The 14,362-nt window shown below is 58.0% G+C and carries 11 protein-coding genes; 7 read left to right on the top strand and 4 right to left on the bottom strand.

Translation table 11 applies throughout. From position 1 onward, the window contains the following. The first annotated feature begins 63 nt into the window (after positions 1 to 63). The 3 genes from guaB to AC2FF8_RS00955 all read left to right on the top strand — a co-directional run bounded on the left by guaB (position 64) and on the right by AC2FF8_RS00955 (position 5,163). Positions 64 to 1,512 carry an IMP dehydrogenase gene (gene guaB, locus AC2FF8_RS00965; RefSeq protein WP_170344221.1) on the top strand — a complete coding sequence of 483 codons (1,449 nt, stop codon included), beginning with the start codon at positions 64 to 66 and terminating at the stop codon, positions 1,510 to 1,512. Between the two features lie 92 nt (positions 1,513 to 1,604). Beyond that, the gene (locus AC2FF8_RS00960) at positions 1,605 to 2,762 is read left to right on the top strand and encodes an RsmB/NOP family class I SAM-dependent RNA methyltransferase (protein WP_496878703.1); all 1,158 of its coding nucleotides are present in this window, start codon (positions 1,605 to 1,607) and stop codon (positions 2,760 to 2,762) included. A 109-nt stretch (positions 2,763 to 2,871) separates the two neighbouring features. Continuing rightward, positions 2,872 to 5,163 carry an ATP-binding protein gene (locus AC2FF8_RS00955; protein WP_496878702.1) on the top strand — a complete coding sequence of 764 codons (2,292 nt, stop codon included), beginning with the start codon at positions 2,872 to 2,874 and terminating at the stop codon, positions 5,161 to 5,163. Positions 5,164 to 5,168: 5 nt separating this feature from the next. On the opposite strand, the gene AC2FF8_RS00950 is transcribed toward AC2FF8_RS00955, so the two are convergent. Next, positions 5,169 to 5,762: a gamma-glutamyl kinase gene (locus AC2FF8_RS00950; RefSeq protein ID WP_496878701.1), complete on the bottom strand. Its 594-nt coding sequence runs from the start codon at positions 5,760 to 5,762 to the stop codon at positions 5,169 to 5,171. Between the two features lie 192 nt (positions 5,763 to 5,954). Between AC2FF8_RS00950 and recA the strand changes: the two genes are divergently transcribed. From recA to AC2FF8_RS00930, 4 genes are all read left to right on the top strand, one after another. Beyond that, on the top strand, positions 5,955 to 7,022 hold the full coding sequence (gene recA / locus AC2FF8_RS00945) for a recombinase RecA (protein ID WP_152458025.1): 1,068 nt from the start codon (positions 5,955 to 5,957) through the stop codon (positions 7,020 to 7,022). A 176-nt stretch (positions 7,023 to 7,198) separates the two neighbouring features. Continuing rightward, positions 7,199 to 9,871: an alanine--tRNA ligase gene (alaS, locus tag AC2FF8_RS00940; RefSeq protein ID WP_170344226.1), complete on the top strand. Its 2,673-nt coding sequence runs from the start codon at positions 7,199 to 7,201 to the stop codon at positions 9,869 to 9,871. Position 9,872: 1 nt separating this feature from the next. Then, on the top strand, positions 9,873 to 10,160 hold the full coding sequence (locus tag AC2FF8_RS00935) for a DUF1330 domain-containing protein (protein ID WP_170344227.1): 288 nt from the start codon (positions 9,873 to 9,875) through the stop codon (positions 10,158 to 10,160). A gap of 369 nt (positions 10,161 to 10,529) precedes the next feature. Continuing rightward, positions 10,530 to 11,153: a transglutaminase-like cysteine peptidase gene (locus AC2FF8_RS00930; protein ID WP_496878700.1), complete on the top strand. Its 624-nt coding sequence runs from the start codon at positions 10,530 to 10,532 to the stop codon at positions 11,151 to 11,153. Here AC2FF8_RS00930 and AC2FF8_RS00925 read toward each other — a convergent pair. The 3 genes from AC2FF8_RS00925 to AC2FF8_RS00915 form a co-directional block, all read right to left on the bottom strand. After that, entirely contained in the window at positions 11,062 to 11,517 is a 456-nt protein-coding gene (locus AC2FF8_RS00925) for a hypothetical protein (protein ID WP_496879275.1), read from the bottom strand. The two genes, AC2FF8_RS00930 and AC2FF8_RS00925, sit on opposite strands and share 92 nt — an antisense overlap. A gap of 611 nt (positions 11,518 to 12,128) precedes the next feature. Then, positions 12,129 to 13,946 (bottom strand): translational GTPase TypA, encoded by a 1,818-nt coding sequence (gene typA, locus AC2FF8_RS00920; protein WP_496878699.1) that lies wholly within the window; start codon positions 13,944 to 13,946, stop codon positions 12,129 to 12,131. A 76-nt stretch (positions 13,947 to 14,022) separates the two neighbouring features. Next, the gene (locus AC2FF8_RS00915; protein ID WP_496878698.1) at positions 14,023 to 14,358 is read right to left on the bottom strand and encodes a DMT family transporter; all 336 of its coding nucleotides are present in this window, start codon (positions 14,356 to 14,358) and stop codon (positions 14,023 to 14,025) included. Between the last annotated feature and the right edge of the window lie 4 nt (positions 14,359 to 14,362).

Genomic DNA, 14,362 nt, shown 5'->3' with positions numbered 1-14,362 from the left:
TTCCTTTGGTTCAATCCGTGTAATAGGGTCACCGCCAAACGGGCTTTTGCATGGGGTATTCAGATGCAGATTCGTGAGGCACTTACCTTTGACGACGTTCTCCTGGTTCCGGGCGCATCTTCCGTGCTGCCGGCAACGGCGGATACGACCACGCGTGTGACGCGCGAGATCACCATGAACATCCCGCTGCTGAGTTCGGCCATGGACACCGTGACCGAGGCGCGAATGGCCATTGCCATGGCGCAGGCGGGCGGCATCGGTGTGGTACACAAGAACCTTTCGGTGGAAGAACAGGCCCGCGAGGTCCGCCGGGTCAAGCGGTTCGAATCCGGTATTGTCTATAACCCCGTGACGTTGCGGGTGGATCAGACATTGGCCGACGCCAACGCGCTGGTACAGCGCTACAACTTCACCGGTTTTCCAGTCGTCGACGAGCAGGGCCGCGTGGTGGGTATCCTGACCAACCGCGACATGCGCTTTGCGAACTCGGACGATACGCCGGTACACGCGATGATGACTTCGGAAAATCTGGCGATGCTACAGGAACCGGCCGATCTGGAAGAAGCCAAAAGCCTGATGCGGGCGCGCCGTATCGAAAAGCTGCTGGTTGTCGATGGCGAAGGCAAGCTGACCGGTCTTCTGACGCTGAAGGATACGGAACAGGCCGTTTTGAACCCAACCGCCTGCAAGGACCGTCTGGGTCGCCTGCGGGTCGCTGCGGCGACGTCGGTCGGGGATGCCGGGTTCGAACGGTCCGAACAATTGGTGGATTCGGGTGTCGACATCATCGTCGTCGATACGGCGCATGGTCATTCGCAGGGCGTGCTGGACGCTGTGAGGCGGGTCAAGACCCTGTCGAACGAGGTTCAGATCATTGCCGGGAACGTTGCAACCGGCGAGGCGACCAAAGCGCTGATCGATGCTGGAGCCGACGCGATCAAGGTGGGTATTGGCCCGGGGTCGATCTGTACCACACGGATGGTGGCGGGGGTTGGTGTTCCTCAGTTGACCGCGATCAGCGATTGTGCGGCAGCAGCGGGCGACGTTCCGGTCATCGCGGATGGTGGTATCAAGTTCTCGGGTGACTTTGCAAAGGCGATTGCCGCCGGGGCATCCTGTGCCATGGTCGGGTCGATGATTGCGGGCACCGACGAAAGCCCGGGCGAGGTGATCCTGTATCAGGGTCGTTCGTTCAAATCTTATCGCGGGATGGGCAGCCTGGGCGCAATGGCGCGTGGATCAGCCGACCGCTATTTCCAGAAAGATGCAGCCAATGACAAACTGGTGCCCGAAGGCATCGAAGGTCAGGTGCCCTACAAAGGCTCGGCCAGTGCCGTGATCCACCAGCTGGTTGGTGGTTTGCGCGCGGCGATGGGGTATACCGGCTGCGCCACCATCGAAGAGATGCGCAAGAACTGCAATTTCGTGAAAATTACCGGCGCCGGTCTGAAAGAAAGCCACGTGCATGACGTTCAGATCACGCGCGAAAGCCCGAACTACCGGGTCATGTAAGCCATCCAGCAAGACACAAGGCACCCACGAGCGGGTGCCATTTTACCAATTGGATCGGCCAGCCGGGCCCATTTCCGCCGAGGTATTCCACCATGACACCCGCCGCCCGTGTTCAGGCCTCGATCGAAATTCTGGATGATATTCTGGCTGGCGCGCCGGTCGAAAAAGCACTCACCGGCTGGGCGCGGCGCAGTCGTTTCGCAGGGTCCAAGGATCGGGCGGCCATTCGCGATCACGTATTCGACGCGTTGCGACACAAGCGCTCGTACGCTGCGTTGGGAGGGTCCGACACCGGGCGCGGTTTGATGATCGGTGCGACCCGTGCGTCAGGCGGTGATCTGGCCGAGTTGTTTACCGGCGATCGTCACGCTCCGATGCCGGTTGAGGAAACGGAAACGGCGCGGGATTTCGCGTCCGAGGCCGAGAGATATGACATTCCGGAGTGGCTGTGGCCTCGGTTCGTTGACTCTCTGAAGGACGCCTTGGTTCCTTGCGCGATGTCATTGCAGAACCGGGCGCCCGTTCATCTGCGGGTCAACTTCCTTAAAACCGATCTGGGCGGGGCCATCGACGCCTTGAAGTCCGAGGGTATTGTCTCCCATCCGGTTCAGGTATGCCAAACCGCCCTTGAAGTGACAGAGGAGGCCCGGCGCATTGCCCAAAGCCAGGCCTATGCCCGGGGCCTGGTCGAGCTTCAGGACGCTGCAAGCCAGGCGGTTGTGGCCGCGCTGGATCTGCGGCCGGGAATGCGCGTTCTGGATTATTGCGCGGGTGGCGGTGGCAAGGCGCTGGCTCTTGCAGCGCACGAGGGCGTCGAAGTGTACGCACATGATGTGAATTCCGGCCGCATGAAAGATATTCCGACGCGGGCGGAACGAGCAGGCGCAAAGATAACCATCCTCAACTCCGATGACCTTTCAGGTGTTGATCCGTTTGATGTGGTTTTGGTTGATGCGCCGTGCTCTGGCAGCGGATCTTGGCGAAGGGCGCCAGCCGGAAAATGGGCCTTGACCGAGGATCGCTTGCGGGACCTCACCACCATTCAGGCCCGTATTCTATCCGACATTGTTCCTTTGGTGCATCCGGGCGGCCTGCTGGCTTACGCAACCTGTTCGGTTCTGAACGATGAAAACGGCGCGATCATAGACGGTTTTCTGGATCATTTTTCCCAGTGGCGGGAAACCTACCGGAAAACGTGGCACGTTACACACGAATCTGACGGGTTCTTTACGTCGCACTTGACGCGCTGAGCTTTTGGCAAATAACAACCTTGGGTAGATTGACGCTTTCCAAACGCCGTTAAGCGGGAATTAACCAATTTTGGCCGTTATAGCCGATAACTTTGCGCCCGAGCCGTTTATGTCTGACACAGCAGAATTTTTCAGCGACCCATCTCTTGCCCACACGCCCCCGGCATCTCGTCTTTGGTCGTTGGTGGCGGTGGCATTGTTGATCGGCATTGCGCCCTTGGTCGGGTTGCTGCCACCGGATTGGACCACGGGCATGATGGTCGCGGGGATTTCGCTTTTGATTGTGGCATTGTGCGTCGTGATCAAAGGCCAGGTCGCTGCCAGACACGCGCAACAAACCACTGCCGTCATGGCCGCTTTTGCAGAACAGGAAGAGTCACCCTTCCTGATCGCAAATGCCTATGGCGACATTCTGGCGTCCAACGCATCAGCGCGGGAACAGTTCGGCGCGGCGAAAGGAGCCAGCCTTGAAAGCTGCCTCGGTTCGACGTTCTCGACCCCTCAGGTGATTATGTTGAGGTTGCAATCTCAGGCCCGATCCTTCGGTCGGGCCCGCGAAGACTGCGTGATCAGGGGAAACACAAACAGTGTAACCGTGTTTCAATTGGCTCCCGACATTTTTTGCTGGCGGTTTCAACAGTCAGAACAGGAAAGCTGGCAGTCTCTCAACCTGCCGGTTCTGACCATCGGATGCGCGGATGAGGTGGTGCGCCCGAATCCGGCGGCGAAAAAGATGCTTGGGCCGCGTCCCGGACGGGTTCGCGACATCTTCGGTGATGCTGACCCCCAGGTCGGAGCCTCAAACATTATCAAGTCACAGGACGGGATGATTCCGGTGGCTGTGACGGAGCTTTCCCGATCCAGCAAGGAACGAAGCCTTGGGTTGGTGCCGCTCATTGACACTCAGGCGCCCGGGGCCAGCACGTCTTTTGCAGATCTTCCGGTTCCGGTTCTCACCCTGTCTCCGGCGGGGGCCATTCTGAATGCCAACAGGTTGGCGAACAAGTTGCTGGGAAATGAAAACCTGGAAGGCACCAACATAGCCGACATCATGCGGGGTATGGGGCACCCCATTCTTGATTGGCTGGCGCGGACAGCCGCGCAAGAAGACGCGCAACGATCCGAGTTTCTTCAGTTGACCCGAAAAGACAAGGAGGTCTTCGTACAGGTCACGCTGAGCCGTGTCGTTGTCGATGGCAAGATCTGTCTTATCGCGGTCCTGAATGATGCGACCGAGTTGAAAACTCTGGAAGCTCAATTTGTCCAAGGACAGAAAATGCAAGCTGTGGGCCAGTTGGCTGGCGGAGTCGCGCATGATTTCAACAACCTGCTGACGGCCATTTCCGGGCACTGCGATCTGCTGTTGTTGCGCCACGATCAGAATGACCCGGACTACGGGGATCTGGTGCAGATCAATCAGAACGCCAACCGGGCCGCTGCGCTGGTCAGCCAGCTTCTGGCATTCTCGCGCAAACAGACTCTCAGGCCCGAAGTTCTGGATTTGCGTGACACGATCTCGGACCTCATTCACTTGTTGAACCGGTTGGTGGGCGAGAAAGTTCTGCTGACTCTCAGCCATGATCCGGTATTAAAGCCGGTTCGGGCGGACAAACGGCAGTTGGAACAGGTGTTGATGAACTTGGTCGTCAACGCGCGCGACGCCATGCCGGACGGGGGCGAAATACGTATCGAGACCGAAGTGTTGAACCTGACGCAACCGCTCAGCAGGGACAGGGCGACCGTCCAGCCAGGCGAATATGTTACGGTCAGGGTCATGGACAGCGGCGTGGGAATACCTGCCGACAAACTGCAAAAGGTCTTCGAGCCGTTCTATACGACAAAGCGTACGGGCGAGGGTACAGGGCTTGGGCTTTCAACGGCCTATGGCATCGTCAAGCAGACGGGCGGTTTCATCTTTGTCGACAGCACGGTGGGCCGAGGCACTGAATTCACCGTTTTTCTACCGGTTTGCGCCACAGTGGCAGAGGCGGAACAGCATTCTCCGGCGCAACCCGAATCCCAAAGTGCCCGGCAAGGAGAGGGCGTCGTGCTTTTGGTTGAAGACGAAGCGCCGGTCCGCGCCTTCGCAACCAGGGCTCTGCGGCTCAAGGGCTATACCGTGCTGGAGGCGGATTCGGCCGAGGAAGCACTGCGGCTTCTGGAGGATCCGTCTTTGAACGTCGACGTATTTGTGACGGATGTGGTCATGCCCGGCATGGATGGGCCGACCTGGGTGCGCAAAGCTCGGGAAACACGCCCGGACGCCCGCGTGGTCTTCGTATCGGGTTATACGGAAGGTGCCTTTGGCGACTCAGAACCCGAGATCGCCAATTCGACCTTCCTGCCCAAGCCGTTTTCTCTCAACCAGTTGACCGAGGCGGTTTTCCAACAACTGAACTGAACATCCTACAATGCTGCATCGTGGAGCGCGAATTCCTCTGCGTGTCTTTTATGAAATTTCTGCCGTGTCTCGGGCGTCAGCGTCAGATCACCCGATGGTGATACATTCTCTTGCGGCAGGTCGATCTGCATGTTCAGTCGCGCTTGCAGGAAGTCGAGAATTTTGTCCTGGTTTTCGTATTTGAAGATATGAGTGGCACCGCGACCATTGCTGCGGGTACGGAAAAACTGGCTTTGGCTGCCAACATCGGCAAAATCCGGGCGCGGGTTTGTCATATAGGCCTGCACAAACGCGTCGAAACTCATGTCTCGGGTCGAATGGACGTGACCGATCAGGTCGGCGCGGCTGCGAAATCGATACCAGCTGCCCAGCCAGTCAACGGGTTCGCGAACAACTGCCAGGATCTCCATCTCGGTATCGTACATCTTGCGAAAAATGTTCTGGAAAAACCGATCATACCTGCGCACCGGAGCATGTTTGAGCTCGGGCGGATGAGTGACGACGATATCAGCGCGATCCCGCAACGCTGTGTGATAAGCCGTGCTGCCGGTTTTCGGAACGGCAAGGAAGGCAAGGCGTTCCTCATAGAAAACAAGCATTTAATTGCTCCAATTGTCACCCGGCTATGCGCGCAGATTGTCGTAAACGACTCCTTAATACAATTGAAGAAGAGTAAACCCTGTAAGTTTTTATTGAAATGTTCTCTTTTTGGTCCCATAAGGAACAAGAGGCGAACAAAGCAGCGATTGCCGCCCGATCAAGGGTGTGACAAAAGGGAAGGCGACAGGACAATGGCGGATCTTCTGACAATGAGCGACAAGAAAAACGCAGACAAGCAAAAGGCGCTCGACAGCGCGCTGGCCCAGATCGAACGGCAGTTCGGTAAGGGCTCCATCATGAAGCTGGGCGAAGGCGCCAAACAGGACATCGACGCAAGTTCGACAGGCTCGCTCGGGCTGGACATAGCGCTGGGAATTGGTGGTCTGCCGATGGGGCGGATCGTTGAGATTTACGGCCCCGAAAGCTCGGGGAAGACGACGCTGACGCTGCATTGCATTGCAGAACAGCAGAAACGCGGCGGCGTCTGCGCCTTTGTCGACGCCGAGCACGCGCTGGACCCGCAATATGCGCGAAAGCTGGGCGTTGATCTGGATGAGCTTCTGATCTCGCAGCCCGATACCGGAGAGCAGGCGCTTGAGATCACCGATACGCTGGTGCGTTCGGGCGCGGTCAACATGGTCGTGGTCGATTCGGTTGCGGCGCTTACGCCGAAATCCGAACTGGAAGGCGATATGGGTGACAGCAATGTTGGCGTTCAGGCCCGTCTGATGAGCCAGGCGATGCGGAAACTGACCGGCTCGATCAGCCGCTCGAACTGTATGGTGATCTTCATCAACCAGATCAGGATGAAAATCGGCGTGATGTTCGGCAGCCCCGAAACCACCACCGGCGGGAATGCTCTGAAATTCTACAGCTCGGTCCGTCTGGATATTCGCCGCATCGGCGCGATCAAGGACCGGGACGAAGTTGTCGGCAACCAGACGCGCGTCAAGGTCGTCAAGAACAAGGTTGCGCCGCCTTTCAAGCAGGTGGAATTCGACATCATGTACGGCGAGGGCATCAGCAAGATGGGCGAACTGCTGGATCTGGGTGTCAAAGCCGGTGTGGTCGAAAAGTCAGGGTCATGGTTCAGTTACGGCGACGAACGGATCGGGCAGGGGCGTGAGAACGCCAAACAGTATCTGCGCGACAACAGCCGCATTGCCTTTGAGATCGAAGACAAGATTCGGGCGGCTCACGGATTGGATTTCGACATGCCTCCGGGCGCAGCCGAAGATGATGACATCCTTGAAGCCTGACGGTCGCTGACGGGGGGCGTTACGTTTCCGGTCCGACGTGTTGTGTTGAAAATACCATGAACAAGGCGGTCCCCCGGGCCGCCTTGTTTCGTTCGGATACGCCTCTGCTGTGGACACTCGTTTGACAGGGGGATAAACCTGCGGGGACCAATTTTTTTGTGCGCCGAGAGAGCCCCATGCCAACCCTGAACGACATCCGATCGACCTTTCTGAACTACTTTGAAAAACAGGGGCATGAGGTCGTGGCGTCCAGCCCGCTGGTGCCGCGCAACGACCCGACGCTGATGTTCGTCAATTCGGGCATGGTGCAGTTCAAGAACCTGTTCACCGGCCTGGAAACACGTGACTACAAGCGCGCCACCACGGCGCAGAAATGTGTACGTGCCGGCGGCAAGCACAACGATCTCGACAATGTGGGTTACACCGCGCGCCACCATACATTCTTCGAGATGTTGGGGAACTTCTCGTTCGGTGATTACTTCAAACGCGAAGCGATCCCGTTCGCGTGGGAATTGATCACCAGGGAATTCGGGATCGACAAGAACCGCCTGCTGACAACGGTCTATCATACCGATGACGAGGCGTTTGAAATCTGGAAAAAGGTCGGTGTTCCCGAAGACCGGATCATCCGCATCGCCACCAGCGACAATTTCTGGCAGATGGGTCCGACCGGCCCCTGCGGCCCGTGTACCGAAATCTTTTATGATCATGGCGACCACATCTGGGGTGGTCCTCCGGGCTCTGCCGAAGAGGACGGCGATCGGTTCATTGAAATCTGGAACGTCGTCTTCATGCAAAACGAGCAGTTCGAAGACGGCTCGATGGTGGAACTCGACATGCAGTCGATCGATACGGGCATGGGGCTCGAGCGGATCGGCGCATTGTTGCAGGGCAGCCATGACAACTATGACACCGATCTGTTCAAGGCACTGATCGAGGCCTCGGCCGATGCGACTGGCGTGGATCCTTACGGGGATCAGAACGTACACCACCGTGTGATCGCGGACCACCTGCGTTCGACTTCGTTCCTGATTGCGGATGGCGTGATGCCCAGCAATGATGGCCGCGGTTATGTTCTGCGCCGCATCATGCGTCGTGCCATGCGTCATGCGCATCTGTTGGGTGCCAAGGATCCGGTCATGCACCGTCTTGTCCCGTCATTGGTACAACAGATGGGCGGTCACTATGCCGAGTTGACCCAGGCACAGCCATTGATCGAAGAAACCTTGTTGCTTGAAGAAACCCGCTTCAAGCAGACGCTGGACCGGGGGTTGAGGCTGCTGGACGATGAGGTGTCCGGCCTTTCCGAGGGTGCGCCTTTGTCCGGTGAAGCGGCCTTCAAACTGTATGACACTTACGGTTTCCCACTGGACCTGACGCAGGATGCGCTGCGTGAAAAAGGCCGGACAGTAGACACCGAAGGCTTTGAAACGGCGATGGCCGAACAAAAGGCCAAGGCGCGGGCTGCCTGGGCCGGGTCAGGTGAAGCCGCGGATCAGGCGGTTTGGTTCGATGTTCTGGACAGCGCCGGGGCGACCGACTTCCTTGGTTATGACACCGAGAAAGCCGAAGCTCAGGTTGCGGCACTGGTTGTCGACGGTGCCTTGGTTGACAAGATCGACGCGGGCAGCACCGGCTGGGTCGTGGTGAACCAGACGCCGTTCTACGGCGAAGCTGGTGGCCAGGTGGGCGATACTGGCGAGATGCGGCGCCTTGAAGATCGCGATCACCTCAGCCGGGTGGAGGACACCAGAAAATTCGCCGATGGGAAGGTCTATGCACATAAGGTGACGGTTGTCAGCGGTGCCGTGTCAAAAGGCGATGCTGTCGAGCTGGAAGTCGATCACGCACGCCGCACTGCAATCCGTGCCAACCACTCGGCCACGCACCTGCTGCATGAAGCGCTGCGGGAAACGCTGGGCGACCATGTGGCGCAGCGCGGTTCGCTGAATGCGGCGGATCGTCTGCGGTTCGACTTCAGCCATTCCAAAGCGCTGAGCCTGGAGGAAATCCAGAAGATCGAACGTGAGGTGAACGACTTCATCCGCCAGAACTCGGCCGTCGAGACACGGGTCATGACACCAGATGACGCGCGCAAACTGGGCGCGCAGGCACTGTTCGGCGAGAAATACGGTGACGAGGTGCGTGTTGTCTCGATGGGCAAGGCACCGACGGGCAAGGGCCATGATGGCGAAACCTGGTCGATCGAACTGTGCGGCGGTACTCATGTGCGTCAGACGGGTGACATCGGCACCTTTGTCATCCTGGGCGACAGCGCAAGCAGTGCCGGCGTGCGCCGCATCGAGGCACTGACCGGGGATGAAGCGTTCCGTTACCTTTCGGCACAGGATCACCGTCTTGCGCAGGTGGCGTCGGAACTGAAGGCGCAGCCGGATGATGTGGTGGCACGCGTGAAAAGCCTGCTGGAGGAACGCAAGTCATTGCAGAACGAAGTGGCGCAACTGCGTCGAGATCTGGCGATGGCCGGCGGGAGCGGGCAGGGCGGCGGTGCCGAAGCGCGTGATGTGAACGGCGTGAAGTTCATAGCGCAGGCCCTCAGCGGCGTGTCCGGCAAGGATCTTCCGGCATTGATCGACGAACACAAGGCGCGTCTTGGGTCGGGGGCGGTACTGCTCATCGCGGATACCGGCGGCAAGGCCGCGGTTGCGGCTGGCGTCACCGAAGACCTGACAGGAACCGTTTCGGCGGTCGACCTGGTCAAGGCCGCCGTGGTGGAATTGGGCGGCAAGGGCGGCGGCGGCCGCCCGGACATGGCCCAGGGCGGTGGTCGGGATGCGTCGAACGCGGATTCGGCGATCAAGGCCGCAGAACAGGTTTTGGGAGGATAAGATGGCTGCACTCTGGATTGCGCATGTGACGGTGACCGATGCCGAGGCGTATGGAAAATATGCGGAACTGGCCGGGCCAGCCATTGCCAAGCACGGGGGTACTTTCATCGCCCGTGCGGCGCGTTACGTTCAGTTGGAAGGCAAGGAACGGCCACGCAACGTGGTTGCCCGTTTCCCGTCGCTCGAAGCAGCCGTCGAATGCTACAACTCGGATGATTATCAGCAAGCATTGAGTCATGCGCGCGACGCCAGTGAACGTGAGTTGGTCGTGGTTGAAATCACGGAGTGAACGTCAGGTTTCACGGCTTGTAGCGCGGTTTACCCGGTAAACGGGCAGCGAATAGGCAATCATTGGCTTATGCCACGATCGGTCAGGGAAACTCAGCCCGCAAATATGGGCTGAGTTTATTATTTTATAATTTCAATTGCTTATCAGGCCGCGCTGTTGCGGATATGCGCGGTTTGCGCCTGAATTGTGGCTGCGCCACCCAAATTCTTGCGCAAAAAGGTCAGATTGACGGACGAATTTCCGCCCTTTTTCCCCTTCATCTTTTTAGGTGATTGCCTAGGTGGGTTTGTTCGCGGATAGTTTCACGAATCGGAATGCGACCCTGTTTGACGTGCAATCGTGCGAAAAACATCGGATTGGGGTACAGGCATGAAGCACTTTATAATTCTGGCCAGGCAGCTTGGCGCCAAACTTCTGCCAGTTTCAGCGCGGGTCGCTGGCATCAGTGTTTTGAGCATCTGTGCCATTACCATGACCCCTGTTGCGCATGCGTCTGGGAACGGGTTTATCCCAAGTGTTGCGTCTTCACCGCCTCCGTCCGGAGCCGCCAACTTGTGCGCTCAATACAATTGGGCCTGTGCAGGAAAGCGATCCGTGTCCATGTCCAGCCAGCAAGAACTGAAGGTTGTCGAACAGATAAACCGGCGTGTGAACAGATCGACGCGTGAAGTCACCGATCAATCTCAGTATAAAACGACCGAGCGTTGGGCGCTTCCGACGGCCAGGGGCGGCGATTGCGAAGACTTCGTGCTGTTGAAGAAAAGGGATTTGATCCATGCCGGCGTCGATCCAAGCAAACTCTTGATCGCTACTGTTCTGGACACGCGCCGAGTGCCTCATGCGGTGCTGGTGTACCGCTCTTCAAACGGTGATTTGGTTTTGGACAACCTCACAAACCGTATCAAACCCTGGACAGCGACGCGGTACCTGTTTCTTCGCATGCAAGACCCGAACCGGCCCGGACGTTGGGTTGGTGTTTACGGGCATAGCTGAGGAAAACTGAAAACTTTTTTGAGAAAGTGAAAACCGGTGCAATCGAATCTTGCACCGGTATTTTTGCTTCCAAATCAGAAGGTTTCGCCTTCACCTTCACCTTCACCTTCACCTTCACCTTCACCTTCACCTTCACCTTCACTTTCACCTTCGCCGCCGCCTTCACCTTCTCCGCCGCCTTCGCCGCCGCCTTCGCCGCCACCTTCGCCTTCGCCGCCGCCTTCGGTTTCACCACCGCCTTCGTTTTCACCACCAGTGCCGCCACCTTCACCGCCAGTGCCACCGCCTCCAGCGCCTGTGGTGCCAGTTCCACCACCTGAACCACCGCCGCCACCGAAAGCCGGGCTGCTGTCGACAGTCTCATCAGACGGACCATCTCCGGACCGTTGATCACTTGCGCCGATCGATGCCGTGGGAAAATCAGAAAGCAAATCTGCAAGTGGTGTGCATTCAGCTCCGACTCGCGCCAGAATTTGATCGAAATCGTGCCGGCGTTGAATGTACCGGATCATACCCGATGTCACCGCGTCGCACTCACATAACACCTGTGCGGAAGCTGCGGATTGTCTGGCTGTTTGAACGGTACATGTCCCGGCTGCGAAAGCTTCACCCGCAGGCGAAAACAAAAACGTCGTAGCAACAAAAAACAGCGGGATATTGCGGGACCGGATACCCATTTGGAACTCCTCGAAACTCGATACTTTACTACGTGTTCATATGAACCACCGAAGCGAGGGTGTTTATGAACGACGTCACACAACTGGCATATTTTCACCTTAAACGGGTCTCAATCACAATATGTGGGCCGGGGGAGTGGTGAAGAATTAATGCAACCTGAAGCAGAAAGCCGCCTGTTATCAAAAGAAAACCGGGCGAAGTGCCCGGTTGTCCATTTTTCGTCTTTTGTCCGTTTGGACGCAAAATTGCCACACTTGGGCAATTGTTTCTGATCGCGACGGTGGTCTGCCCGGAAAATCAGGCCGACTTGGCCATCCGCTTGCGCTCGTGCGGATCAAGATAACGCTTGCGCAAGCGCACCGCATTCGGGGTGACTTCGACCAGTTCATCGTCGTCAATATAGGCAATTGCCTCTTCCAGCGAGAATTGAACATGCGGCGTCAGGCGAACCGCATCGTCCGAGCCACTGGCGCGTACGTTTGTCAGTTTCTTGCCCTTCAGCGGGTTCACTTCCAGATCATTGTCACGAGAATGCTCGCCAATCACCATGCCTTGATAGACATCCGTTTGAGGGCCGACAAACATCCGGCCCCGCTCCTCCAGGTTCCACAGGGCGTAAGCGACGGCCTGACCGTTCTCCATCGAGATCAGAACGCCGGCCCGGCGGCCCGGGATCGAGCCTTTGTGCGGCGCCCAGCCATGGAACACGCGGTTCAGAACGCCTGTGCCGCGGGTGTCAGTCAGGAATTCGCCGTGATAGCCGATCAGACCACGGGACGGTACATGTGCGATGATGCGGGTCTTGCCGGCCCCAGCGGGGCGCATCTCGACCAACTCACCTTTGCGCGCCCCTGTGATCTTTTCGATCACCGAGCCCGAGTATTCATCATCCACGTCGATGGTGACTTCTTCGATGGGTTCCAGACGCTGTCCGTTTTCTTCGCGGAACAGAACCTGGGGGCGCGAAATGCTGAGCTCGAACCCTTCGCGACGCATGTTCTCGATCAGAACACCCATCTGCAATTCGCCTCGGCCGGCGACCTCGAAAGCCTCGCCGCCGGGTGTGTCGGTGACGCGGATAGCGACATTCGATTCGGCTTCTTTCATCAGGCGATCACGGATGACGCGCGACTGAACCTTCTTGCCGTCACGACCGGCCAGCGGAGAATCATTGATGCCAAAAGTTACGGTGATCGTCGGCGGGTCGATGGGCTGTGCAGGCAGGGCTTCTTCGACCTGCGGAGCAACCAGAGAATCCGCCACGGTGGCTTTGCTCATGCCGGCGATGGTGACGATGTCACCGGCTTCGGCCACATCGATAGGTTGCTGTGCCAGCCCACGGAATGCCAATATTTTTGAGGCGCGAAAGTTTTCGATCAACGATCCGTCACGGCTCAGGGCTTTCAGGCTGTCGCCAGCCTTCAATGTGCCGCTTTCCACACGACCGGTCAGAATGCGGCCGATGAAAGGATCGCTGCCCAAAGTGGTGGCCAGCATCCGGAACGGCTCACCCTTATGCGCGATCTGTTTCGGGGCAGGAACGTGATCGACGATCAGATCAAACAGGGCGCTCAGGTCCTTGCGCGGGCCGTCCAGCTCCATATCCGCCCAGCCGGAGCGGCCCGAGGCATACATGGCCGGGAAATCCAATTGATCATCATCGGCACCGAGGTTGGCAAACAGATCAAAGCATTCATCCAGTGCGCGATCAGGCTCCGCATCCGGCTTGTCGACCTTGTTCAGAACCACGATCGGGCGCAGGCCCAGCGCCAAGGCTTTCGACGTCACGAATTTGGTCTGCGGCATCGGGCCTTCGGCGGCGTCAACCAGCAGGACAACGCCATCGACCATGCTGAGGATACGCTCGACCTCACCACCGAAATCGGCGTGGCCCGGCGTGTCGACGATGTTGATGCGCGTGTCTTTCCATTCGACAGAAGTTGCCTTGGCCAGAATGGTGATGCCACGTTCGCGTTCCAGGTCGTTGCTGTCCATGGCGCGTTCCGCCACGGCCTGGTTTTCCCGGAACGCGCCGGATTGTTTGAGCAGCTCATCCACCAGGGTCGTCTTGCCGTGGTCCACGTGAGCGATGATTGCGATATTGCGCAGGTCCATGAGAGGTCAGCCTTTGAACGGGAAGTTGCCGCGCGCATAGCGCGGCGCGACAAAATATACCAGCCCTAACCGTGGATCAGTGGCCGGCAGTCTTGGAAAAGAGGTGAATGATCAGGATTCCGGACAAGATCAACGTCAACCCCAGGATCGCAGGCCAATCCAGCCTTTGGCCGAACGCGATGAATCCGATCACGGCGATCAGAAAGATGCCCAGACCTGACCAGATTGCATAAACGATACCGACAGGCATGAATTTCAGCGTCAGCGCCATGAGGTAAAACGCGACTCCGTACCCCATGACCACAAGGACGGACGGCCAGAACCGCGTGAATTGTTGACTGGCCTGCAAGGCCGTGGTGCCAATGGTTTCCGCAACAACAGCCAGCATCAGATACAGATAGGCTTGGGGCATTTTG

The sequence above is a fragment of the Ruegeria sp. YTSA144 genome (assembly GCF_059610125.1).
This window is presented reverse-complemented; position numbering and strand designations above follow the sequence as displayed.

Coding starts and splice junctions, on each gene's coding strand:
- guaB (WP_170344221.1), top strand. CDS start 64: ATGCAGATTCGTGAGGCACTTACCTTTGACGACGTTCTCCTGGTTCCG.
- AC2FF8_RS00960 (WP_496878703.1), top strand. CDS start 1,605: ATGACACCCGCCGCCCGTGTTCAGGCCTCGATCGAAATTCTGGATGAT.
- AC2FF8_RS00955 (WP_496878702.1), top strand. CDS start 2,872: ATGTCTGACACAGCAGAATTTTTCAGCGACCCATCTCTTGCCCACACG.
- AC2FF8_RS00950 (WP_496878701.1), bottom strand. CDS start 5,762: ATGCTTGTTTTCTATGAGGAACGCCTTGCCTTCCTTGCCGTTCCGAAA.
- recA (WP_152458025.1), top strand. CDS start 5,955: ATGGCGGATCTTCTGACAATGAGCGACAAGAAAAACGCAGACAAGCAA.
- alaS (WP_170344226.1), top strand. CDS start 7,199: ATGCCAACCCTGAACGACATCCGATCGACCTTTCTGAACTACTTTGAA.
- AC2FF8_RS00935 (WP_170344227.1), top strand. CDS start 9,873: ATGGCTGCACTCTGGATTGCGCATGTGACGGTGACCGATGCCGAGGCG.
- AC2FF8_RS00930 (WP_496878700.1), top strand. CDS start 10,530: ATGAAGCACTTTATAATTCTGGCCAGGCAGCTTGGCGCCAAACTTCTG.
- AC2FF8_RS00925 (WP_496879275.1), bottom strand. CDS start 11,517: ATGAGACTGTCGACAGCAGCCCGGCTTTCGGTGGCGGCGGTGGTTCAG.
- typA (WP_496878699.1), bottom strand. CDS start 13,946: ATGGACCTGCGCAATATCGCAATCATCGCTCACGTGGACCACGGCAAG.
- AC2FF8_RS00915 (WP_496878698.1), bottom strand. CDS start 14,358: ATGCCCCAAGCCTATCTGTATCTGATGCTGGCTGTTGTTGCGGAAACC.